Annotated in this window: 21 protein-coding genes; 3 read left to right on the forward strand and 18 right to left on the reverse strand. The window is 66.3% G+C overall.

Annotation, left to right across the window (positions count from 1 at the left end):
- Together cyoB and cyoA are read right to left on the reverse strand one after the other, a co-directional pair.
- Positions 1-2,016: a cytochrome o ubiquinol oxidase subunit I gene (gene cyoB / locus ACV7NO_RS14725; protein WP_463406714.1), complete on the reverse strand. Its 2,016-nt coding sequence runs from the start codon at positions 2,014-2,016 to the stop codon at positions 1-3.
- A 1-nt stretch (position 2,017) separates the two neighbouring features.
- The gene (gene cyoA / locus ACV7NO_RS14730; RefSeq protein ID WP_463406715.1) at positions 2,018-3,157 is read right to left on the reverse strand and encodes a ubiquinol oxidase subunit II; all 1,140 of its coding nucleotides are present in this window, start codon (positions 3,155-3,157) and stop codon (positions 2,018-2,020) included.
- Between the two features lie 170 nt (positions 3,158-3,327).
- Between cyoA and ACV7NO_RS14735 the strand changes: the two genes are divergently transcribed.
- Entirely contained in the window at positions 3,328-4,653 is a 1,326-nt protein-coding gene (locus ACV7NO_RS14735) for an MFS transporter (protein ID WP_463406716.1), read from the forward strand.
- A 302-nt stretch (positions 4,654-4,955) separates the two neighbouring features.
- On the opposite strand, the gene csgH is transcribed toward ACV7NO_RS14735, so the two are convergent.
- From csgH to ACV7NO_RS14815, 16 genes are all read right to left on the reverse strand, one after another.
- Positions 4,956-5,354, reverse strand: coding sequence for a curli-like amyloid fiber formation chaperone CsgH (gene csgH, locus ACV7NO_RS14740; RefSeq protein ID WP_463406717.1), 399 nt, complete (start codon positions 5,352-5,354; stop codon positions 4,956-4,958).
- Between the two features lie 25 nt (positions 5,355-5,379).
- Positions 5,380-6,102, reverse strand: coding sequence for a hypothetical protein (locus ACV7NO_RS14745; protein WP_463406718.1), 723 nt, complete (start codon positions 6,100-6,102; stop codon positions 5,380-5,382).
- Positions 6,103-6,133: 31 nt separating this feature from the next.
- The gene (locus tag ACV7NO_RS14750; protein ID WP_463406719.1) at positions 6,134-6,850 is read right to left on the reverse strand and encodes a hypothetical protein; all 717 of its coding nucleotides are present in this window, start codon (positions 6,848-6,850) and stop codon (positions 6,134-6,136) included.
- 94 nt (positions 6,851-6,944) lie between these two features.
- On the reverse strand, positions 6,945-8,696 hold the full coding sequence (locus ACV7NO_RS14755; RefSeq protein ID WP_463406720.1) for a beta strand repeat-containing protein: 1,752 nt from the start codon (positions 8,694-8,696) through the stop codon (positions 6,945-6,947).
- 73 nt (positions 8,697-8,769) lie between these two features.
- The gene (locus ACV7NO_RS14760) at positions 8,770-10,494 is read right to left on the reverse strand and encodes a beta strand repeat-containing protein (protein WP_463406721.1); all 1,725 of its coding nucleotides are present in this window, start codon (positions 10,492-10,494) and stop codon (positions 8,770-8,772) included.
- Positions 10,495-10,755: 261 nt separating this feature from the next.
- A complete protein-coding gene (locus tag ACV7NO_RS14765; protein ID WP_463406722.1) occupies positions 10,756-11,751 on the reverse strand; it encodes a CsgG/HfaB family protein in 996 nt (331 codons plus the stop codon).
- Positions 11,752-11,754: 3 nt separating this feature from the next.
- Positions 11,755-12,159, reverse strand: a complete 405-nt coding sequence (locus ACV7NO_RS14770) for a curli assembly protein CsgF (RefSeq protein ID WP_463406723.1) — start codon at positions 12,157-12,159, stop codon at positions 11,755-11,757.
- Between the two features lie 311 nt (positions 12,160-12,470).
- On the reverse strand, positions 12,471-13,058 hold the full coding sequence (locus ACV7NO_RS14775; protein WP_463406724.1) for a helix-turn-helix transcriptional regulator: 588 nt from the start codon (positions 13,056-13,058) through the stop codon (positions 12,471-12,473).
- A 552-nt stretch (positions 13,059-13,610) separates the two neighbouring features.
- On the reverse strand, positions 13,611-14,033 hold the full coding sequence (locus ACV7NO_RS14780) for a hypothetical protein (RefSeq protein ID WP_463406725.1): 423 nt from the start codon (positions 14,031-14,033) through the stop codon (positions 13,611-13,613).
- Between the two features lie 35 nt (positions 14,034-14,068).
- Positions 14,069-14,935: a hypothetical protein gene (locus ACV7NO_RS14785; protein ID WP_463406726.1), complete on the reverse strand. Its 867-nt coding sequence runs from the start codon at positions 14,933-14,935 to the stop codon at positions 14,069-14,071.
- Positions 14,936-15,343: 408 nt separating this feature from the next.
- Positions 15,344-16,120, reverse strand: a complete 777-nt coding sequence (locus ACV7NO_RS14790) for a DUF1223 domain-containing protein (RefSeq protein ID WP_463406727.1) — start codon at positions 16,118-16,120, stop codon at positions 15,344-15,346.
- Positions 16,111-16,875: an HvfC/BufC family peptide modification chaperone gene (locus ACV7NO_RS14795; RefSeq protein ID WP_463406728.1), complete on the reverse strand. Its 765-nt coding sequence runs from the start codon at positions 16,873-16,875 to the stop codon at positions 16,111-16,113. The genes ACV7NO_RS14790 and ACV7NO_RS14795 overlap by 10 nt, the downstream gene beginning before the upstream one ends.
- Positions 16,872-17,711 (reverse strand): MNIO family bufferin maturase, encoded by an 840-nt coding sequence (gene bufB / locus ACV7NO_RS14800; protein ID WP_463406729.1) that lies wholly within the window; start codon positions 17,709-17,711, stop codon positions 16,872-16,874. Before bufB ends, ACV7NO_RS14795 begins: the two co-directional genes overlap by 4 nt.
- 56 nt (positions 17,712-17,767) lie before the next feature.
- Complete coding sequence (bufA2, locus tag ACV7NO_RS14805; protein ID WP_463406730.1) at positions 17,768-18,028, reverse strand: BufA2 family periplasmic bufferin-type metallophore; 261 nt, start codon at positions 18,026-18,028, stop codon at positions 17,768-17,770.
- A 69-nt stretch (positions 18,029-18,097) separates the two neighbouring features.
- Complete coding sequence (locus ACV7NO_RS14810; RefSeq protein WP_463406731.1) at positions 18,098-18,739, reverse strand: DUF1109 domain-containing protein; 642 nt, start codon at positions 18,737-18,739, stop codon at positions 18,098-18,100.
- Positions 18,739-19,242 (reverse strand): sigma-70 family RNA polymerase sigma factor, encoded by a 504-nt coding sequence (locus ACV7NO_RS14815; protein ID WP_463407367.1) that lies wholly within the window; start codon positions 19,240-19,242, stop codon positions 18,739-18,741. Before ACV7NO_RS14815 ends, ACV7NO_RS14810 begins: the two co-directional genes overlap by 1 nt.
- A gap of 244 nt (positions 19,243-19,486) precedes the next feature.
- Between ACV7NO_RS14815 and ACV7NO_RS14820 the strand changes: the two genes are divergently transcribed.
- Both ACV7NO_RS14820 and ACV7NO_RS14825 read left to right on the forward strand, forming a co-directional pair.
- Complete coding sequence (locus ACV7NO_RS14820) at positions 19,487-19,759, forward strand: BufA1 family periplasmic bufferin-type metallophore (RefSeq protein ID WP_463406732.1); 273 nt, start codon at positions 19,487-19,489, stop codon at positions 19,757-19,759.
- Between the two features lie 28 nt (positions 19,760-19,787).
- Positions 19,788-20,252, forward strand: coding sequence for a DoxX family protein (locus ACV7NO_RS14825; protein WP_463406733.1), 465 nt, complete (start codon positions 19,788-19,790; stop codon positions 20,250-20,252).
- Position 20,253: the final 1 nt, after the last annotated feature.

Consider the following 20,253-nt stretch of genomic DNA (forward strand, 5'->3'; position numbering starts at 1 on the left):
TCAGCCCTTCGCCGCCGCTGCGGCCAGCATCTCGGTGCGCCTGCCCTCGGTCGCGACGACGGTCTCGACCGGGATGTGGAAGTCGCGGTGATAGTTGAACGTGTGCCCGATCGCGACCGCCAGGATCCCGACGAACGCGATCGCCGCCAGCCACCAGATGTACCAGATCATCGCCAGCCCGAAGACGGTGCTCAGCCCCGCCAGGATCAGCCCGGTGCCGGTGTTCGACGGCATGTGGATTGCGCGGAAGCCCTTGGTCGGCCGCTCGTACTTCTGGTTCTTCATGTCGTACCAAGCGTCGAGATCGTGGATGACGGGCGTGAACGCGAAGTTGTAGTCGGGCGGCGGCGACGAGGTCGCCCATTCCAGCGTCCGCCCACCCCACGGATCCCCCGTGACATCGCGAAGTCGGTCGCTGTGACGATCGCGGATCGAGACGTAGATCTGCATCAGGAACGCCCCGATCCCGACCGCGATGATCGCGGCCCCGATCCCCGCGATGATGAACCAGATCTGCAGGCTCGGATCTTCGAAGTGCCGCAGCCGCCGCGTTACGCCCATCAGGCCGAGCACGTAGAGCGGCGCGAACGCGACCCAGAATCCGATCGACCAGCACCAGAAGCTGACGAGCCCCCAGAATTTGTCGAGCTTGAACCCGAACGCCTTGGGGAACCAGTAGTTGATCCCCGCGAACGCCCCGAACACGACGCCGCCGATGATGACGTTGTGGAAATGCGCGACCAGAAACAGCGAGTTGTGCAGCACGAAATCCGCCGGCGGCACCGCGAGCAGCACGCCCGTCATCCCCCCGATCGTGAACGTTATCATGAACGACAGCGCCCACAGCATCGGCAGCTCGAACCGGATCCGTCCCTTGTACATCGTGAACAGCCAGTTGAAGATCTTCGCCCCGGTCGGGATCGAGATAATCATCGTCGTTATGCCGAAGAACGAATTGACGCTCGCGCCCGATCCCATCGTGAAGAAATGGTGGAGCCAGACGAGGTACGACAGGATCGTGATGACCAGCAGCGCATAGACCATCGACGTATAACCGAAGATCCGCTTGCCACTGAACGTCGAGACGACCTCGCTGAACACCCCGAACGCGGGCAGGATCAGGATGTAGACCTCCGGGTGCCCCCAGATCCAGATCATGTTCACGTACATCATCGGGTTGCCGCCCAGCGTGTTCGTGAAAAAGTTCGTGCCGATATACCGGTCGAGGCTCAGCAGCGCGAGCACCGCGGTCAGCACCGGGAAGGCGGCGACGATCAGGATGTTGGTCACGAGCGCGGACCACGTGAAGATCGGCATCTTCATCAGCCCCATCCCCGGCGCGCGCATCTTGACGATCGTCGCGACCAGGTTGACGCCCGACAGCAGCGTGCCGACGCCCGCGACCTGCAACGCCCAGATATAATAGTCGACGCCGACATCGGGCGAGTAATCGAGCCCCGACAAGGGGGCCATCGCCAGCCACCCGGTCCGCGCGAACTCGCCGACGAACAGGCTGACCATCACGATCGCGGCGCCTGCCGCGGTCATCCAGAAGCTGAAATTGTTGAGGAACGGAAAGCTGACGTCGCGCGCGCCGATCTGGAGCGGGACGACATAGTTCATCAACCCGGTCACGAACGGCATCGCCACGAAGAAGATCATGATGACGCCGTGCGCGGTGAAGACCTGGTCGTAATGGTGCGCGTTGAGGTAGCCCTCGTTCGCGCCGAACGCCATCGCCTGTTGCCCGCGCATCATGATCGCGTCGGCGAACCCGCGCAGCAGCATGATGATCCCCAGGATCATGTACATGATGCCGATCCGCTTGTGGTCCACGGTCGTGAACCACTCGCGGTACAGATAGCCCCACAGCTTGAAATACGTCAGCGCGCCCAGGAGCGCGAGGCCGCCGATCATCACGCCGACGAAGGTCGCGACGACGATCGGTTCGTGGATCGGGAAGCTCTCGATCGTCAGCCGACCGAAGATCGTCTTGAAGAAGGTGTCGGACATCATATCAGCCCTTCGTCCGCACCACCGCGCCGGGAAGCGCGGGCTGGCGGAGCATCGTCATGTTGCGGTCGGCGGTCGGCTCGGTCGATCGTCCGCCGCCGGCGCCCGGCGCGGTATCCTTGGTCATGTGCGGGCTCGATCCCTTGTCCTCGGCATCCTTGAGCAGCGCGCCCTCGGGCGCACCCGGCTTCTCGCGCGCGGTATCGTTGACCGGGCCGCCATGCCCGCCGCCGTGCGACATCGTCTGGCACGCCTGCCCCGGCGTCACGCACATCTTGACGACCCGGTCGAACAGCCCCGCCTCGACCGCCGCGAAGCGCATCGCGGGCACCTTCTCGCTCGGCTTCTCCAGCCGCTGGTAGGTCGCGGCGTCCAGCGTCCGCCCGACCGCACGCGTCTCGGCGGCCCAGCGCTCGAACCCGGCGGTGTCGGTCGTCGTCACCGGGAAGCGCATGTCGGAGAAGCCCGCGCCACTATAGTTGGCGGAGAAGCCTTCGAACGTGCCCGCCTTGTTCATCACCGCGTGGAGCTTCGTTTCCATGCCCGGCATCGTATAGATCATGCCCGCCATCGCGGGCACGTAGAACGCGTTCATCACGTTCGCCGAGGTCAGCCGGAACCGCACTTGGCGGTCGGTCGGCAGCGCCAGCGCGTTGACGGTCGCTACGCCCTGTTCGGGATAGATGAACAGCCATTTCCAGTCGAGCGCGACGACCTGGATCTCCAGCGGCTTCTGGTTCTGCGGGATCGGCGTGTTCCGCGCGATCTGCCCCAGCGGGCGATACGGATCGAGGAGGTGCGTGCTCGTCCACGTCAGCGCGCCCAGCATGATGACGATCAGCAGCGGCGCGGACCAGATCACCAGCTCCAGCCCCGTCGAGTGGTCCCATTCGGGCTCGTAGGTCGCGGCCTCGTTCGACTGGCGGTATTTCCAGGCGAACACCACCACCAGCACGATCACCGGCACGATGATGAGCAGCATCAGCCCCGTCGAGATCAGGACCAGGTTCGCCTGCTGGCGCGCAACGTCGCCCGAGGGCGACAGGACGACCATGTTGCAGCCGCCGAGTAGCGCCGCGAGCGCAAGCGCGAGCGCGGCGCGGCCTTTGGCGGGGGCGGCTCGAAAAAGGGTGCGTGCTGGCATGACGGCCCCGATAGAGGGATGGCGACGCGCTCGACATAGGACATTTTGTCCTATCCCGCGAAACGCGCGAGCGCCGTAATGGAGCCGGTGTCGACAACGATGCGTTTCCTGCGCGCGGCGCCCGGTGATAGGGTGCCCGGCGGGCTATCCGCACGAGGAGCTTACCCGGTATGGCGCAAGCCGCATCTCATTCGTCCGAACTCGAACAGGACGCCCGCGCGATCCATGCCGAGGGCAAGACGGTGCATCCGGGCGAGATCGCGATCGGCGTCATCATCGGGCGCACCAGCGAGTTCTTCGACTTCTTCGTCTACGCGATCGCTTCGGTCCTCGTCTTCCCGGCGGTGATCTTTCCGTACATGGACCGGCTGAGCGGCACGCTCGCGTCGTTCGCGGTCTTCCCGCTCGCGTTCATCGCGCGTCCGATCGGCTCGGCGATCTTCATGTGGGTCGATCGCGAGCAAGGCCGCGGGACGAAGCTGACGATCGCGCTGTTCCTGCTCGGCAGCTCCACCGTCGCGGTCGCGTTCCTGCCCGGCTATGCGCAGATCGGCGCTTGGGCGCCGATCCTGCTGGCGGTGTTCCGCATCGGCCAGGGTATCGCGCTGGGCGGCGCATGGGACGGTCTCGCCTCGCTGCTCGCGATCAACGCGCCGGAGAACAGGCGCGGCTGGTATGCGATGATCCCGCAGCTGGGCGCGCCGCTCGGCCTCATCATCGCCAGCAGCCTGTTCGCCTTCTTCCTCGTCTTCCTCAGCGACGCCGATTTCCTCGACTGGGGCTGGCGCTATCCCTTCTTCGTCGCGTTCGCGCTCAACGTCGTCGCGCTGTTCGCCCGCCTGCGGATGGTGGTGACGAACGAGTATGTCGAGATGTTCACGACGCAGGAGCTCAAGGCCTCGCCGATGATCCCCACGATCCGCCGCGAATGGCGTGCGATCGTGATCGGCGCGTTCGCCCCGCTCGCCAGCTTCGCGCTGTTCCACATGGTCACCGTGTTTCCGCTCTCGTGGGTCGCGCTGTTCACGCAGGAGGATCTGGCGCGGTTCATGGTGATCGAGTCGGTCGCGGCGGTCTTCGGGCTCGGCGCGGTGGTGCTGTCGGGCATCCTCGCGGACCGGATCGGGCGGCGATCGCTGCTCGGCGGCTGCGCGGCGGCGATCGCGGCGTTCAGCGGCTTCGCGCCCCAGTTGCTCGAGGGCGGTGAAGCGGGCGAGCTTACCTTCATGATCCTCGGCTTCATCCTTCTGGGCCTGTCGTTCGGCCAGTCCTCGGGCGTCGTCGCCGCAAACTTCACCAAGCAGTCCCGCTATACCGGCTCGGCGCTGACGTCGGACCTCGCCTGGCTGTTCGGCGCCGGCTTCGCACCGCTTGCCGCGCTCTGGCTCACGCGGGAGTTCGGGCTGCTCGCGGCGGGCGGCTACCTGCTTTCGGGGGCGCTCGCCACGCTCGTCGCACTGGGTCTCAACCGCGAGCTGGCACGCAAGCTCGACTGATCGCTGCGCTTGCGTGAAAGGGAGCGCGCCGGCCTCCCGGCGATAGATGTGGCCGGGTTTCCGCCGCGACGCGGCCTGCTGCCGTCGCGCGGGGACGCACCAATGCGACGACCCGGCCGGACTGTTGCCGACCGACAATCGACCGCGATCCGGTTCGCACATCGACGAACCCGCTAAGCGGTACGAGTCGGCTTCGCGGTCGCCCGCTCGCCTGCGCCGATCCCGCAACACGTGAGCGGGCGGTGCCGCCGGATCGAGCCGACCTCGCTCCGCAGATGGTCGGGGTTTCGCCGGTATCGGCGTCAATCGCCGGGCGCGCGGCCCCAGGGGCTGCCGATACCCTGGCGGACCTGGTACGGCGCGCCCCCCACGGGCTGCACGTCGAGCACCGCGCTCCAGTTGCCCGGGCGCGGCGTCCCCAATGCGAGCGAGATCAGCGTTACCTCCCGCCCCGGCTCCAGGTGGACCGATCCCCCCTGCGTCGACCGGTTGCCCCCGGTCGCGACGTCGCCCTCGACATGCAGCGAGTACCGCGCGTCGACCGCGCTGGGCGACAGGCCCTTCACCGTGATCCGCACCGTCGCGCCCTGATCGACCACGTTGAGCACGATCGGCCGCGGGGCGGGCGGCGTCGCGCCGGCCCCGCCGGACAGCGCCGCGAGCGCGGCGGCGAGGATCGTTGCCCCGGATGCGTTCGTCATCGTCCGTCTCCTGCTGTGCGCGCGGTCATCGCGGCGTCACGCCGCCGGTCACGATCGCCTGGATGATCGCGTCAGTCACCCCGGCACCCGCGGTCGTCAGGTCGCCCGCGGCCCCGGTCTTCGGAGGCTCTGCGGCGGGCGTCGCCAACACGAGCGAGGCGACCGTCTGTGCCGCGCTCGCCTGCGGGTCGATCGCGTTGCGGCCGATCTGCGCGACCGCGCTCTCCGCGGTGGCGGGCGCGTCGCGCAATCGCTTGTCGACGAGCAGCCGCTGTTCCGGCGACAGGGGATTGGGGGCCGGCGTGGCGAATTCCGCCGCGCGCGTCTCGATCACGCGATCGCAGATCTTCGGCGCGGCGCCATCGGCATGGCCGGGGTCGCACCGATCCTTGCCGCCGACGCGGACCACCGTCTGGCGACGTCCGTCGCTGGGTCGCGAGAGCGGATCGGTCGGCTGTGCGGTACGGCCACCACGATAGAGCTGCCCCCCCGATTGCGCGCTGCGCCGCTCGACGTTGAGCTGCCCCTGCGGATCGCGCGCGGTCCGGCGCTGGGTGAGTTGCCCGGTGCGCACATCCGCCGCGACGGCCGCATCGACCTGGCCCGCGGACACCGACTGCCGCGTCGCGTCGATCTGGCCGCCCGGTGGTACGACTTCCGCGCCGCGCGCATCCTGTGCGCGTACGGCGAACGACATCGACAGCATAGCGGCCGTCAGCGCCAATCCCAGCGATCGTGCGATCGTCATGCCCGTCTCCCCGATCCCGCGATCTCCGGCCTCAACGGCTCTGGACGATCTGGATCGACTGGTTGCCATATTGCGTCACGCCCAGATTGGACAGGTTGTCCCCGTTCTGCGTCCAGGCGAGATTGTTGTTGCCGCCATATTGGGCTGCAGACATCGCATTGCCATTGCCGTTCTGGACGAGCGCGGCCTGATTGTCGTTGCCGCCCTGCGCCAGCGCCATGGTATTGCCGCCGCCGTTCTGGACCATCAGCGCGGCGTTAGCGCCGCCGGCCGCGGTCTGGCTCGCGGTCATCTGGTTGCCGCTGCCGCGCTGGACCGTCGTCAGCAACAGATTGCCCACGCCCGACTGGTTGACCGACACGCCGTTGCGATCGCCGGTCTGCGTCACCGAGGTATAGCTCATGGCGTTGCCGCCCTGCACGAGGCCGACGCTGTTGCGATCCCCCGATTGCGCGATGGAGGCGGTCGCATCCGGCGCACTCTGCCGCACCGTCGCGACATTCGCGTCGCCGACCTGCGACACATACACGCTGCGCCCGGTGGCGGAGGCCCGGCCGAGCCCCAGATTGCCGACCGTCCAGACGTTGACCGTTTCCGACGCGACCGACGAGCAGACGCCATATTGCGCGCACGGCGGCGGCGGCTTGATCGGCTTCTTCTCGGTCGTCGCATCACCGCCGGCCTGTGCCGCGGAGGCGAGCAGCAGTCCGCCCAGGATAGCCGCGGTCTTTCCAAACGCGTGACGCATCTCGTCCTCCAAAACTCGCCCTGCGGCCGCACGCGCGTGCGACCACCGGGAAAAAGCCCACCGGCGCCACGATGGCGCCGGTGGGATCGTCGCCTCAGAACCCGCCCTGGCGGACCGTCGCGACATTGTGGTCACCACCCTGGGTGACCGTCGACTGGCTGCTGCCGGCCTGACCCACATCGGCGACGTTCTGGATGCCGCCCTGAAGGATGAGCGAGTCGTTGCCCACGCCGTACTGATCGACCTTCGCGACGCCTTCGACGCCGGTCTGGTTGATCGTCGAGACGTTGCCGTTCGACCCGTCACGCTGCATCACCGATGCGCTGTTCTCGCCCGGATTGCCGCCTGCCTGGGTGATCGTCGACTGGTTGTTGCGGCCACCCTGATACACGGTCGCGGCGTACTGCGCGCCGGTGCCGTGCGGCGGGGTGGACGTTCCGGTCTGCGTGACCCTCGACACGTTGTTCGAGCCAACCTGCTCCACATAGGCGCTCGCCGTCTGGTACTGCGCACCGTACACGCTCTGGCCAGCGCTCTGGTCGATCGTCGAGCGGTTGCCGATCAGCCCGGTGTTCGTCTGCTTGACGACCGCGAGCGCCTTGTAGCCCGACTGCGTCACGCCCGAGGTGTTGCCCAGGCCGTTCTGGTTGACCTCGGCGCGCGAGACGTTGCCCGTCTGGCTGACCGTCGACCCGTTGAGCGAGCCCTGCTGTGCCACTAGCACGACTGCGCCGTTGCCGGCACCCGCCGTACCGCCGGTGGTGTTCTGCGTCACCGTCGACGTGTTCAGCGTGCCGCCGCCCTGCGTGACGGTCGCGGTTTCGTATCCACCGCGCTGGGTCACCGCCGAGGTATTGGCGCTGGCCGACTGCGTCACCGTCGCCTTGCCGTCATTCCCGCGCTGGGTGACGGTGGAGCCGTTGCCGGTGCCCGACTGGGTCACCTTAGCGGACGCGTTGCTGCTCGACGCGGTCTGCGTGATCGTCGAGTCCTGCAGCGTGCCCGACTGAGTCACATCGGCCTTTCCGTTGGTTCCGGCCTGGGTCACCTGCGAAGTGCCGAACGAACCGCTCTGGCTGACGATAGCGTCCGATCCGTCGCCCGTCTGATTGACCGACGAATACTGGCTGGTGCCGTTCTGCGTCACGCTGGCGGTCGCGGTGCCCGCGGTGCCCTGGGTGACGAACGACTGGCCGAGATAGCCGGTCTGGCTCACGGTGGCGCTATTCTTGCCCGCGCCCTGCGACACGCTCGATGCGTTGCTGCCCGCGAGGCCGAATGCGCCGGTCGAACCGGGGGCGTTCTGGTTGACGGTGGCGGTGTCGTTGCCGTCCTGGCCGATCGTCGACGTGTTGGAGCGCGCGACCTGCCCGCCTAATACGCCCTGCTGCACGGTCGCGCTGTTCTTCATCGCCGCCTGCGTGACGATCGAGGCGTTGTAGCCGTTCTGGCGAACGGTGGCCGTGTTGCCATCCGCGAGCGTCGTCCCGGTGCCGGTCTGCGTGATCGTAGACTCGTTCTTCCGGTTGCCGGTCGCCGATGCGGCTTCCTGCGTGACGGTGGCGGTGTCGTACTTGCCCAGCTGCGTGACGGTCGACACGCTCTTGCTGGTCGCCGCCGCGCTCACGCCGCGCTGGATCACGGTCGCGACGTTATGGCCGCCCGCGGTCGAACCTTCGTTCTGCTTGACGGTCGAGACGTCCGCGCTGGTGGTGCGCGACTGGGTGACGCTCGCATTGTTCGCGTCGCCGCCCTGGTTGACGGTCGAGGTATTGGTGACCTGCGCCATCACGGGTGCGGCCATCAGGCCGAGCGCCGAGGCGCCGATGAGGAGAAGAGTCTTCATGATCTGTTATCCTTGAAAATCGTCGGATCGAAGGCGGCCGGCGTCACTTGCGACGCCGGCCGACCGGTTCGGATCAGTTGCCCTGATGGACGTTGACGACGCCGTTGGTGCCCGTCTGCGTGACCGTCGACAGATTGTAGTCGGACGTCTGCATGACGGTGGCGCTGTTGCCGGTGCCGCTCTGCATGACGGTCGAGTCGTTGTGATCGCCCGACTGGGTCAGGTTCACCAATCCGGTCACGCCGGACTGGTTGATGAGCGACGTGTTGAAGTCACCCGACTGCCGCACTCCGAACGCCGCGTTCGCGAGGTTGTTGTTGGTGCCAGACTGGATGAAAGTCGACTTGTTGTCGCTGCCGGTCTGGCTGACGAACGCGTTATGCGTGTTGCCGCGCTGGTCGATGGTGGAGACGTTGTTCGCCACCGCCTGTGTAACGAACGCCCACTGGTTGGAACCAATCTGGTCGATCTCGGAGCGCTGGTTCAGGCCGGTCTGCGTCACCTCGGCATAGGTGCTGTTGCTGCCCGGATAGACGACGTTCGACGTCCCACCCTGATTCACCCGCGAGAAATTGTCATTCCCGGTCTGGCGGATCTTGGCGGACACATTTGCTGCCGTCTGAGTTACCTGCGACTCGTTGCTCGGATAGCCGTTGGTCGCCACGTTCGCGAGTTGCTCGACATCGGCGAACGCCTTGGCCGACTGGATCACCGACGACTTGTTATCGCCCTGTGCGGTGCCCGGTCCACCGGTGCCGGGGGTGCCGGTCTGCTTGACCTTTGCGGTCGCGCCCGCTGCCGCCGCCGACTGGCTGACGAAGGAGTGATTGTACACGCCCGCCTGGGTGACGGTAGCGGTCGCCGCCGAGCGTTGCTCGACGCTCGATTCATTGAGCGCGCCGGTCTGCGATACGGTCGCCTTGGCGTTATCCGCGGTCTGCAGGACATAGGAGTGGTTGTTGAACGTTCCGCCGAAACCGTCGCGCGCGCCGCTCTGGGTCACCGTCGCGGTGGCGTTCGCGGTCTGCTCCACGCTCGAGTCGTTGTCCATGCCGGACTGCGTCACCGTCGCGGTGCCGCCGTTGGTCTGGCTGACCGTCGAGCGATGGCCGTCACCGTTCTGGGCCACGGTCGCGACCGCGCCGCCGCTCTGGATGACGCTCGAATAGCCGAGCGACCCGTTCTGCGTCACCGAAGCCTCGTTGGCGCCAGCGGTCTGCGTCACGAACGACGTGTTGTTGCCCGTCGCGCCGGTCGGCGCATTGTTGTTCTGCAGCACGGTCGCCTTGTCGTCACCATTCTGCACGACAGTCGAGGCGTTGCCCTTCACCGCGAGCGAACCCAGGATGCCCTGCTTGACGGTGGCGGCGTTCGCGCCGGCCTGGCTGACCATCGAGGTGTTGGCGCCGTTCTGCTCGACCGTGGCGGTGCTGCCAAGGCCGGTGCCGGTCTGGTCGACCGTCGACTTGGCCGTGCCACCGCCCGCTGCGGCTTCCTGCGTCACCGTCGCGATGTCCTTGGAGCCCTTCTGGAAGACCTCCGACACGCTCTTGCTCGAGCCGGAAGCGACCACGCCGCGCTGCGTGACGGTCGCCTTGTTGTTGCCGCCCGAGGTCGCGGCGTTCTGCTCGACCGTCGAGCTGTCGCCACCCGCGGTACGCGACTGGGTCACGGCGGCATTGTTGCTCGAACCGTTCTGCGTCACCGTCGAGGTGTTGCTATAGATGGTCTGCGCGAACGCAGGTACGGATGCAAAGAGTGCAACGGCGGAAACCGAAGCGAACAAAGAGAGTTTCATGGTTGTCTATCCCTAGTTTGGAGATGATAACCACGCCGCCCCTCAGAGGGCACACGTGGTCCAGTTTTTACCCAACGGACTTCACCTCGCGCGTCGGAGCTGCAACTCCGGCGCGCGATTTCGTTCTCGGCCCCGATGCGACGACTGCAACCGCCGCATCCCCGAGTTTCCTGGCCCTGTTACTCCGCTCGCTCGGCGCCAGGTCGCCGGCCAGCTTGTCTCGTCACGCGCCGGCAAGAGGTGCCGACGCGCCAAGCTCTCCTATCTGATCGAGGATATCTCCCGTGCGGGCTTCTCCTCTTCCGGAACCTTGCGCGGCGAGATCTTTACCGGCGCAGAGCCTGCGGACGCCTTCATGGCATCGCGAACCTGTTCGGCGCTGAACACGCCGGCGCGCTCCTGACGATAGCGCCAGAGCAGCGGCCAGCCGGCCTGACGGTCGGCGAAGTCCCACAGCTTGAGGTCGACGCCTTCCATCACCAGCGCGTACACCGCCTTCTCGATCGCCTGCTGGAGCGCGATCTGGTCGGGTTCGTTGGTGGTGATCCCGGCCTCGGCCTCGAGCAGCTGCTTGAACGCGACGAACTTGAACACGTTCGCGCTCAGCGCGGTCGATGCGATCGTCTTCGAAGCGGTGACCGACGTCAGAACTTCGCCCGTCCGCACCGAAACCGCACGCAGATAGACGGTGACGGTATCCTGCCGGTACTCGCTCTTCCCGCTGATCCCCAGGAACCCCGCCCCTGCGCCGCCGGTGACGGTGTTGGTGTCGTAGCCGACGATGCCGCCCTCCAGCAGCACGCCCGCGAACAGCATCGAGGGCAGCGCCTGCGGGTTGACCGAGGTTTCGCCCAGATAACGTTCGCGCATCTCGCGGATGATCTGGCGCTCGTTGAGCAGGTTCTTCAACGACTCGCGCTCGACGATCGTGAACCAGGCGCGGTTGCCCGCGTCCTGCAACGCCTTGACCAGGATCGATCCGCCGCCCTGCGTCACCGCGCGCGACAGCGTCTGGCCCTGTTCGCTCGGCTTGAACTGCCCGGTCTGGTCGCCGAAGCCGTATACCGCGATCGCCACCGGGCGCGTCGGGGCGGGAATCGCCTCCAGCATGCGCTGCGTCTGGGTCTTCTGGGGCACGATCGCGAGGCTCGACGTGCTCGGGATCATCGAGCGTCCGTCCTTGCCCAGCGACACGCATCCGCTGAGCGCGATCAGTGCCAGCCCGGCGACGCCGGCCTTGTATCCCCCCCGGGCCATGGCTCAGTTGACCTTGACGAAGGTCGGCACGACGATCGTCGTCGTCGCGCCGCCGGCATCGTTCGTGATCGTCAGCGTCACGTTCTCCAGCGATCGGACGAAGTTGATCGTCTGCCCGCCGAACGTGATCGTGCCCTGGTTCTGCGGGTTCTCGCCGAAGATCGCGTCGACGATCTGCGACGACAGCGCCGACAGCAGTCGCGACTGGAGCTGGCTGGCGAAGATATCTGCCTGCGACGAGCTGGTCGTCGCGGTCGGATCCTTGAAGTTGTTCTGCGCGCCCGCCACACCCAGCAGGTGGGATGAGTTGAACGGGTTGCCCCCGAACGTCGGACTGATCGGCTGATAGGTGATGTCCTGCGCGGCCGCAGGTCCCGCCGGAAACAGCGCAGCCGCCGCGATGGTCAAGGCGGCCCCCAGATGTCGGGCGATCTTGCCCGGACGTGACGATGCGATCAGTCGACTTGGCATGGCCAAGGCTTCCCCCCGTGTTGTGTTGTGGATCCGAAGTCGCGCCACGGCCTGGCCGGCAACGAGTCGATGTCCAGTTATGAACAGCTTGTTAATGCCGTGCCGAAACCGCTTCATCACCAACTTTGGGGATACGCGCCGTTTTAACCACAGTTGTGAAAAACTGTCACAAAATCGTACGATAGCAGCGTTGTAAGGATTGCTCAGCGACTGTCGCGAAAGCCGGGTGACCAGCATTCTGATCTCGATCAATGCAGCAGATAGTGTCGCATCCGGCTGTGGAATCCGTCGCGATGGCTGACGCCCACCTTGGCGTACACGCTCTTGATCTGGGTGCGCACCGTCTCGAGCGACACAGAATGAGCCGTCGCGATTTCCGCGGCGCTCTTGCCGTCGAGCAGGGCCAGCGCGGCGCGATGCTCTGCCGGAGTCAGCCGGAACACGCGTTCGAAATCGACATAGTGGAGCGGGCGGCCCACATCGTCTCGCGTGATCTCGATCCAGGCCTGGCCTTGGCGATCACCGCCAACGCGCCAGCCGCGGATCACCAGCGCCCCCTCCCCGGGATGCGGCTCCAGGATGATCGCCGCCGTGTCGGTCGACAGCCGCATCAGGAAAAGTTCGAAATCGCGCTGTGTCTGCGGCGTCGCGAAATGCAGCGCGCCATCGCGAAGACTGACCCCGCGTCCCTCCCCCAGCAGCGCGTCGGCGCACATGTTGCTCCAGAGGCGATGGCCTGCAGGATCGAGCACCAACCGGGCGCGCTGATCCAGTTCGAGCCAGGTCTGCGCCACCACGTCGTTGCGCGGCTCGCCGCATATGCTCGTTCCCTTCATCGCCCCCCCACCGCCTCGCATCTGGTGCGATGGCAGCGCATCGTTTCGATGAAAGCACCGCCAGATCAATGGTTTTCAAATTCTTGTAAGAAAAACTTGAGCCATCGTGGCGCGGTACGCAAGCGTCGAACGCGAGCACATCACGGGCGCCCGCCCGCCCAGACCCATCGGAGAACCGGCGCCGCCCGGGCCAAGCCTGTCGCTGCGGCACGGCCATGAACTGCCGCCTGGCAACCGCATCCAGATCGGCGAGCGACTCGCGAAGGACGAACCGCGCGATGCCGGCACGTCGCTGCGCCCTTCGCGAAGCTGCTCGATCCTGCGCGGCACATGGTCTTCGCCGACATCGACGTCGGCCCGCCCGTCCAGTCAGCTTGCGACGACGAGCATGGTCGTTTTCAGCGCGTCAATGCGTGAAATCAATGCCTGGCTGGGGCGGCAGGAGGCCCAGCCACGGTTAACACCCGATTCTTGCAGCAGAATTCCCTAGGGGAACGGCTCTCGTCGCTGCGCAATCTGTTACACATTCCCGGTACACTCACAAGCTACAAGTCACCGCCCAAAACCGCCGTCCCGGCCCGGCGGCGGCCGGCGCGGTCCCGGTGTCGTGGGCAGTGGCGAGCCGGCCTGATGATCTTTATCGCTCGGCGGCAGCGCGCTGCTGCGCTGGCTTGCGACCTCGCGCACCGGTGCCTGTCGCTCCGCGCGTTCGCGCTGGCGCGCCTGGGCGGCAGCGATCATCGCCGGGTCGCGCTTGAGCGTCGTCATCGAGGGCGACACCGTCTCCCGGCTTTCCACGACGGCAGACGGCGAAGCGGCGAGGTCAGTCGCGACCGCTGCCCCTCTTGCCGCCTCATGTACGTCGAGCGCGCGCCGCAGCATGACCTGTATCCAAGGATCGTTATGATCCGCGAAGAAGGCCAGTACATCCGGCGTGACCTTGGCGGACAGCGAGCAGACGTCTCCGCTCTTCACGATGGAGCCGGGGTACTTCGTGACGAACTGTTGAATTACGGCCCGCGCGTGACGCTGCTGCTCGCGCGCCTTGCCGACCAGACGAGGGTTGCGGCGGTCGGCTGGATGGCGACAGCCGCGTTGCGCTCGAGATAGGCCAGATGCCCCGCCGCTACCGACCTTGCGCCACGTCCGCTGATCCTTCGAGCTGATGCTTGCGCCAATGTACCAGAGCAATCAGCCGGCCCTCGCAGGCTTTCGTCGCGGTCGCCGATCGCTCGTTCCAGCTCTCCTCCCGCAGTGCGGTACAATAGGCCAGCAGCCTGCCCTGCCGCATCCGCCACATCGAAGCTGGGCACCGAGCGCAATCCGTCGACGGCGGATCGCGCCTCAGCAAGGCGAAGATTGGCGCTGTATAGTCGCTCCGAGACAAGTCCTGGGTGGTCAGCCGGGGCGTGATGGTGGATATAGGGTCTAAGGTCATCGTCGGTTTCCACATAGGCCTGAAGGTTGTCCGTCCGATCCACGATCAGGCTGCTCGGGAAGGAGGTCAGATCGAGCGCGACGTTGGCGACGGCGCTCTCGCGTTCGACGTAGCGGCAGTGTTCGCGCGCCGCGCCGGGGCGAAGCAGCACGCCATCGTAGAAGCTGCCCGAGCGCAGCCGCACGACGGTCCGGTGCGAGAAATGGAAACTTGTTCTGCCGTCAGCCGTCGCCAACCGATGGGCGCGCCTCACCGGCTTATGAAAGTCGATCGATGCATGCTCGGGGAACTCGTCGACGCTGGCGGAGCATTCTAACCGGGGTACCGGACGCACCCGGCTGATGAACAGCGTTTCGGGCTCGTCGCCGTCCATCAGGCGCTCGACTGCGTCCCGCAGTTCGCGGACGCGCAGCTTGTAGACCGGTAGTTCCTTCGCCACGTCCTGATCCCCGCACCACCCGAAAGTTCGGGCGTGAACAGGGTTGTAGGTTGGCAGTCGCTGGCGCGCCGAACGCCGCCATCAATTCACTTCTTTGTTGATTTCTGAATTAAAGCGTAGTCACGCTGCGCGCCCCGGTCTCGGTGCCTGAGGCCGTCTCGGCTGTGCCCGCAGCTGATCTCAGGACCGTCGCACCGTGGCGGTCCCGCGCACACTGATCGGCGTTTCGCCAATCAGTGATAGTGCGCCTGCAACCTTCCCGACGCTTGAGGATGCCGTGTTGAGGATCTCCACGGCATCCTCATTTTCCATTAATTAGATAAATTAGAGCAGTGCATAGTTATTGGCAGAATGTGAGCTGCTGCCCCCCAGCATGAACATCATCCATTATTGCCGCGATGCCACCGCCTACCTCGCCGATGTGGCGGAGGCGACGCCAAACTTCATCATGGACAGGGTCGAAGCGGAACTCGTCGACTGGATTACCCGCCGCGCAGCAATGATCGGTCCGCCCTTTCCCGCCTGGAGTATGAGCGCGGTTGCCATGCCGGGCACCGCGGCCGGCAAGGTGAATCGCTTCGCCGCGCCGGTCCAGGTGCCGAGCGGGGTGAGTTCGCGGACGATGTTGCGATGTGGGATCGTTCTGCCGCCGTTCTCGCCGGCCTTGATCGCCACCTCGATCGTGCGCGGATCGTAGCGCACCAGCCACAGCGTTGCGGGCCGCTGCGTCGCGCTCTCAGGGATGCCGATGGTGGTCCCGTTGACGAGGATGGCAGGTCCGGTCTGCGCGGTGCGGGCGTGAGCGATGACCGCATCGACCTCGCCCGGGCGGCTGCCCAGGACCGCGGTGCGGCCGCCGACGATCATCTGCGGCGTCGCGACGTTGCCGCGGCCCGCGGCGCGGGCATAGTCCCATTGCCGCGCGGTATAGGCAGGCTTGGCGAACGTGTCCTTCCATCCGAGCCGATCCCGATAGGTCACCGAGAAATTGAACGCGATGACGTCGGCGCGCGCGGCGAGCGCGTTGAGCACGGCGTTGGCGGGCGGGCACGAGGAACAGCCCTGGCTCTGGTAGAGCTCGACCACGACCGGTTGGCGGGCAGGCAGCGCGGTCGGCGGCGCGGCGACCGATGCCGAGGCGGCGAGGAGGAGAGCGCAGAGCGAAAGCGGGGCGATCAGGCGCATGGTGGCTCCTTAGTGGTGACGGTGTGGATCATGCCATCGGCGAACCATTGGCCGAGCATCTGTCCGGCGAGCGTCAATCCTTCGGCCTCGCCGTGCCCCTTGACCAGTATTGTGCAGAGATCGGCGAACGCGGTGCCCGCACCTACCAGCGCGATCGCGTCACCTTCGGCCGCTTTTGCGGTGCGAAAACAGGGTGTGAAATCCTTCCGCCACACCAGCATCATGCTAGGTTCCGCCAGCAGGGCGGCGGCGGGTGGCGCCTCGCCCGCGGCGAGCGCCGACCAGATCGCGCCCGCATTGGTCATTGCCGGAACCACGTCGAGGCTCGGCACGAAGACGATTTCTGCCGCATCCCAATCGATCCCGGTAATCGCGTCGGCGGGCATCGCTGCGGCATTCTCGCCCTCGAACGTGCGCGATAGCCGCCATTCGAGCGCGGCGAGTTCAGCGACCTCGGGATCGTCGGGATACGCCCGCGCCAGAGTTTTCTCGAAATCCCCGCCATAAGCCCCCAGCGTCCAGCCGCTGGGCGACGAATGCTCGATATGCGCGCGCATCGCGGCCAGGAACGCCTCGCTGCCCAGCCAGGCGTGCGTCCGGGGATAGGTTTCGGTCAGGCAATCGACCAGCTGCGCGCGATAAGCGTTGTGATAGACCGCCAGTCCCGGTGCACGGTGATCGACCCAATCGCCGATCGCACCCGGCGCGTCGAGCAGGTGCCGCCGGAAATCCTGTTGGAGCGCGAGCAGGCTCACGCCGCCAGCCGATCGCGCGATGCCGCGATGCCGCGCGCAATATCGAGTTCGGCGATCAGCTCGGTAAGCGGCGGGATGTCGTCGTCGCGCTCGATCATCGTCGCGACCGAGCCGACCCGCGCAAACGCGGCTTCGTACAGCGCCCAGACGGGGTCCGGCACCGCGCGATCGTGCGTGTCGATCAGCAGATGCTCGCTCTGGCTGTGGCCGGCCAGATGGATCTGACGGACGCGTTCGGCGGGGACGCCGCCGATATATTCCAGCGCGTCGAAGCCGTGGTTGCTCGCGCTGACGAAGATGTTGTTGACGTCGAGCAGCAGGTCGCACCCGGTCCGTGCGCACATCTCGGCGATGAACTGCCACTCGGTCGCGTCGCTACCCACGAACTGCACGTAGCTGGACGGATTCTCGATCAACATCGCGCGGCCGAGCACGTCCTGCGCCTGCGATATGTTGGCACAGACCACGTCCATCGTCTCCTGCGTGTAGGGCAGCGGCAGCAGGTCGTGCGAATTGAACCCGTCAATCCGCGTCCAGCACAGATGATCGGACACGAACAGCGGATCGATCCGATCGACCAACGTCTTCAGTCGCGCGAGGTGATCGCGGTCGAGCCCGTCGGCCGATCCGATCGACATCGACACGCCGTGTAGCGCCACCGGATACCGCGCGCGGATGCGGTCGAGAATGTCGAGGGGGCGGCCCCCGTGTATCATGAAGTTCTCCGAGATCACCTCGACGAAATCGACGGGCACGGCATTTTCCAGGAAATCCGGATAATGCGCCGAACGCAGGCCGAGGCCGAAACCGTGGAAGCGAGGATTGGGGATCGTCATGCGCTGCTCCCGGGAAAAAGCGGACCCGGCCGTCGCCGGCGCGGGCCCACGCGCGATCACTTGGCTTCGGTCAGGCTGCCGCCTGCCTTGGCGCAGGCCTTGGTCGACATCTCCTTGAAGCCTTGGCCCTTGCACGCATTCTGGCCCTTGCACTCGTTCGCCGCGGTCTTGCAGTCCGACGTGCCCTTGCAGCTGTTGATGCCGTAGCAATGCACCGCCGCACCCTTGGCCGCGGCAGGCGTCGCAGTGGTGACGCCGGCGACGGCGATGATGGCGGCGGTGGCGGCGAAGCTGGCGCCGAGGATGCGGGTAGTCATGGGTCGATCTCCGAATGGTAGCCGGAAGCGGCTATCGATCCATTCGCGAGCGCCTCGCGCCCGGTTACATCACCAGCGCAACAATCTCGGACCCGTGAGCGCCCCGATCGCGGCGGCGGCGAGGATGCCGAGCGAATACCAGACGAGAATGAACAGCGCCGACACTTCAGGGCAGTGCAGGCAATACAGCACCGCGCCGCATGCTCCCGCTGCCAACCCCGCCACCGCGCCCGTTAGCCGCAGCCGCGTCGGTGCGAAACGGCGAAAGGCGAGCATCATGCCGGCGAAGATCGGCAGCGACAGGATCGCGACGTTACGCGTGCAGATGCGCCAGCTCTGCCCCTGCCACAGGGCGGCCCAGTCGCCCGGCGGCGTCGTCAGCAGTTGCAGGATGGCGAGCAGGACGAGGATGCCGATGGGCACGATCAGCCACGCCAGCCAGCGTGGTCGATCGGAATCGGGCCGGGCAAGATGCATGGTCGCCAGCAATGCGATGACCGCGATCGAGATCGTGTAGCCCCACTTCATCCAGAACGGAAAGCCGAGCATTGCTTGGCCCAGATTGGGCCGCACGCCGAGCCACGCGGCCACCAGCACCATCGTCACGACGCCGCCGCCGGCGACGCCGAGCGCGATCCGACGCGGCACCGCGCCTCGCGGCACTGCGCGCACGTTGCCGGCCAGCGAGGCGATCAGGTCCTCGATCCGCATCACGAACCGCCCGCCAGGCGCTTCGCCATCGCCAGCAGCCCGCGATGCACCGACACCTTCACATCGGACTCGCTAATGTTGCCGCGCTTCGCGGCTTCCGCGGTGCTCAGGCCCTCGATCCTGGTCTGGCGAATGATGCGCGCCTGCTTTGGCGATAGGCCGCCGAGCAGCCGATCGACGTCCATGCGCGCCGAGCTCGCATCCTCGAAACCTTCTGCGACGAGGATGTCCTCCAGTCCTTCCATCGGTACGGTAACGCGGCGGCGGCGGAAATGGTCGATCATCTTGTACCGCGCGATCGCATAGGCCCAGGCGGTGAACAGGCGGTCCCGGTCGTAGCTCGCGCGGCGGGTGTGAATGGCTATCATCGTGTCCTGCACCAGATCCTCGACATCCTCGGTGGCCCCGCGAAGGCGGCGCGCGAAGAAGGATCGCAGCATCGGCACGAGCGCATCGAGCAGGGCGGTATAGGCACGCGGATCTCCATCGAGGCCCCCGATCATCCATATCCTGAGCTGGTTTTCGCTCGCCCTCAACATGCACTCCCGAACGGGTATTCGCAGCAAGCGGCAAAAGGTTACGTCACCGCGGACGCATAAGGTCGCGACACGACTGTAACCGATCGTCGCGACCGCGCGAAACACCATCGTGACCCCGCCCTACAGGCCTCCCAGGGTCACCGTGCGGCGGGATCGAACCCTCGATGCCCGCCGCACGACGAGGCCGATGTTTCGAAGGATCGATCCGATGACTAAGACCCCCGCCGCGATCGCCGCCGCCCTCGCGCTCAGTATCGCCCTCGGCAGCGCCGCCAATGCCCAGGGCGCCAAGAAGCCGATGGAAAAATGCTACGGCGTGTCCCTCGCCGGCAAGAACGACTGCAAGGCGGGCGCCGGCACCAGCTGCGCCGGCACCTCGAAGATCGCCTATCAGGGCGATGCGTGGAAGCTCGTACCCGCCGGCGCCTGCACGAAGATCAAGACGCCCAAGGGCCTCGGCTCGCTCACCGCCAAGTCCTGAGCCGACACGCGGCCCGACGGAGAAGATCATGACACACGCCTATGGCCGCGCCGCTTCGTGGTTTGACCACGCCATCCCCCGCGACCTGCTCCTCGCGGTCGCGCGGACGGGCATCGCCGCGATCTTCTTCCTGTCGGGCCGCACCAAGGTCGAGGGACTGCTGACCATCACCGATTCCGCGCGCGATCTGTTCGACACGGAATATGTCCTGCCACTGATCCCACCGAACATCGCCGTCCATGCCGCGACCTATGCGGAGCATCTGTTCCCGGTACTGCTCGTGCTCGGGCTGTTCACGCGCGGTGCTGCCGCTGCCTTGCTCGGCATGACACTGGTGATCGAGATCTTCGTCTATCCGGATGCATGGCCGATGCATCTCAGCTGGACCGCGATCCTGCTCCCGCTGATCGCGCGCGGGCCGGGGCGGTGGTCGCTCGACCATCTGCTGGGTTTGGAGCGGATCGGCCCGACGTACGAACCGCGTAGGGCTTGAA

The organism is Sphingomonas sp. Ell38C01 (assembly GCF_055231975.1).

Excerpts from the sequence above, each read along its gene's own strand:
- ACV7NO_RS14760 (WP_463406721.1), bottom strand. The coding sequence starts at position 10,494 with ATGAAACTCTCTTTGTTCGCTTCGGTTTCCGCCGTTGCACTCTTTGCA.
- ACV7NO_RS14735 (WP_463406716.1), top strand. The coding sequence starts at position 3,328 with ATGGCGCAAGCCGCATCTCATTCGTCCGAACTCGAACAGGACGCCCGC.
- ACV7NO_RS14825 (WP_463406733.1), top strand. The coding sequence starts at position 19,788 with ATGACACACGCCTATGGCCGCGCCGCTTCGTGGTTTGACCACGCCATC.
- ACV7NO_RS14775 (WP_463406724.1), bottom strand. The coding sequence starts at position 13,058 with ATGAAGGGAACGAGCATATGCGGCGAGCCGCGCAACGACGTGGTGGCG.
- cyoB (WP_463406714.1), bottom strand. The coding sequence starts at position 2,016 with ATGATGTCCGACACCTTCTTCAAGACGATCTTCGGTCGGCTGACGATC.
- ACV7NO_RS14750 (WP_463406719.1), bottom strand. The coding sequence starts at position 6,850 with ATGCGTCACGCGTTTGGAAAGACCGCGGCTATCCTGGGCGGACTGCTG.
- ACV7NO_RS14765 (WP_463406722.1), bottom strand. The coding sequence starts at position 11,751 with ATGGCCCGGGGGGGATACAAGGCCGGCGTCGCCGGGCTGGCACTGATC.
- ACV7NO_RS14745 (WP_463406718.1), bottom strand. The coding sequence starts at position 6,102 with ATGACGATCGCACGATCGCTGGGATTGGCGCTGACGGCCGCTATGCTG.
- ACV7NO_RS14810 (WP_463406731.1), bottom strand. The coding sequence starts at position 18,739 with ATGCGGATCGAGGACCTGATCGCCTCGCTGGCCGGCAACGTGCGCGCA.
- csgH (WP_463406717.1), bottom strand. The coding sequence starts at position 5,354 with ATGACGAACGCATCCGGGGCAACGATCCTCGCCGCCGCGCTCGCGGCG.
- ACV7NO_RS14815 (WP_463407367.1), bottom strand. The coding sequence starts at position 19,242 with ATGATCGGGGGCCTCGATGGAGATCCGCGTGCCTATACCGCCCTGCTC.
- bufA2 (WP_463406730.1), bottom strand. The coding sequence starts at position 18,028 with ATGACTACCCGCATCCTCGGCGCCAGCTTCGCCGCCACCGCCGCCATC.
- ACV7NO_RS14755 (WP_463406720.1), bottom strand. The coding sequence starts at position 8,696 with ATGAAGACTCTTCTCCTCATCGGCGCCTCGGCGCTCGGCCTGATGGCC.
- bufB (WP_463406729.1), bottom strand. The coding sequence starts at position 17,711 with ATGACGATCCCCAATCCTCGCTTCCACGGTTTCGGCCTCGGCCTGCGT.
- ACV7NO_RS14820 (WP_463406732.1), top strand. The coding sequence starts at position 19,487 with ATGACTAAGACCCCCGCCGCGATCGCCGCCGCCCTCGCGCTCAGTATC.
- ACV7NO_RS14790 (WP_463406727.1), bottom strand. The coding sequence starts at position 16,120 with ATGCGCCTGATCGCCCCGCTTTCGCTCTGCGCTCTCCTCCTCGCCGCC.
- cyoA (WP_463406715.1), bottom strand. The coding sequence starts at position 3,157 with ATGCCAGCACGCACCCTTTTTCGAGCCGCCCCCGCCAAAGGCCGCGCC.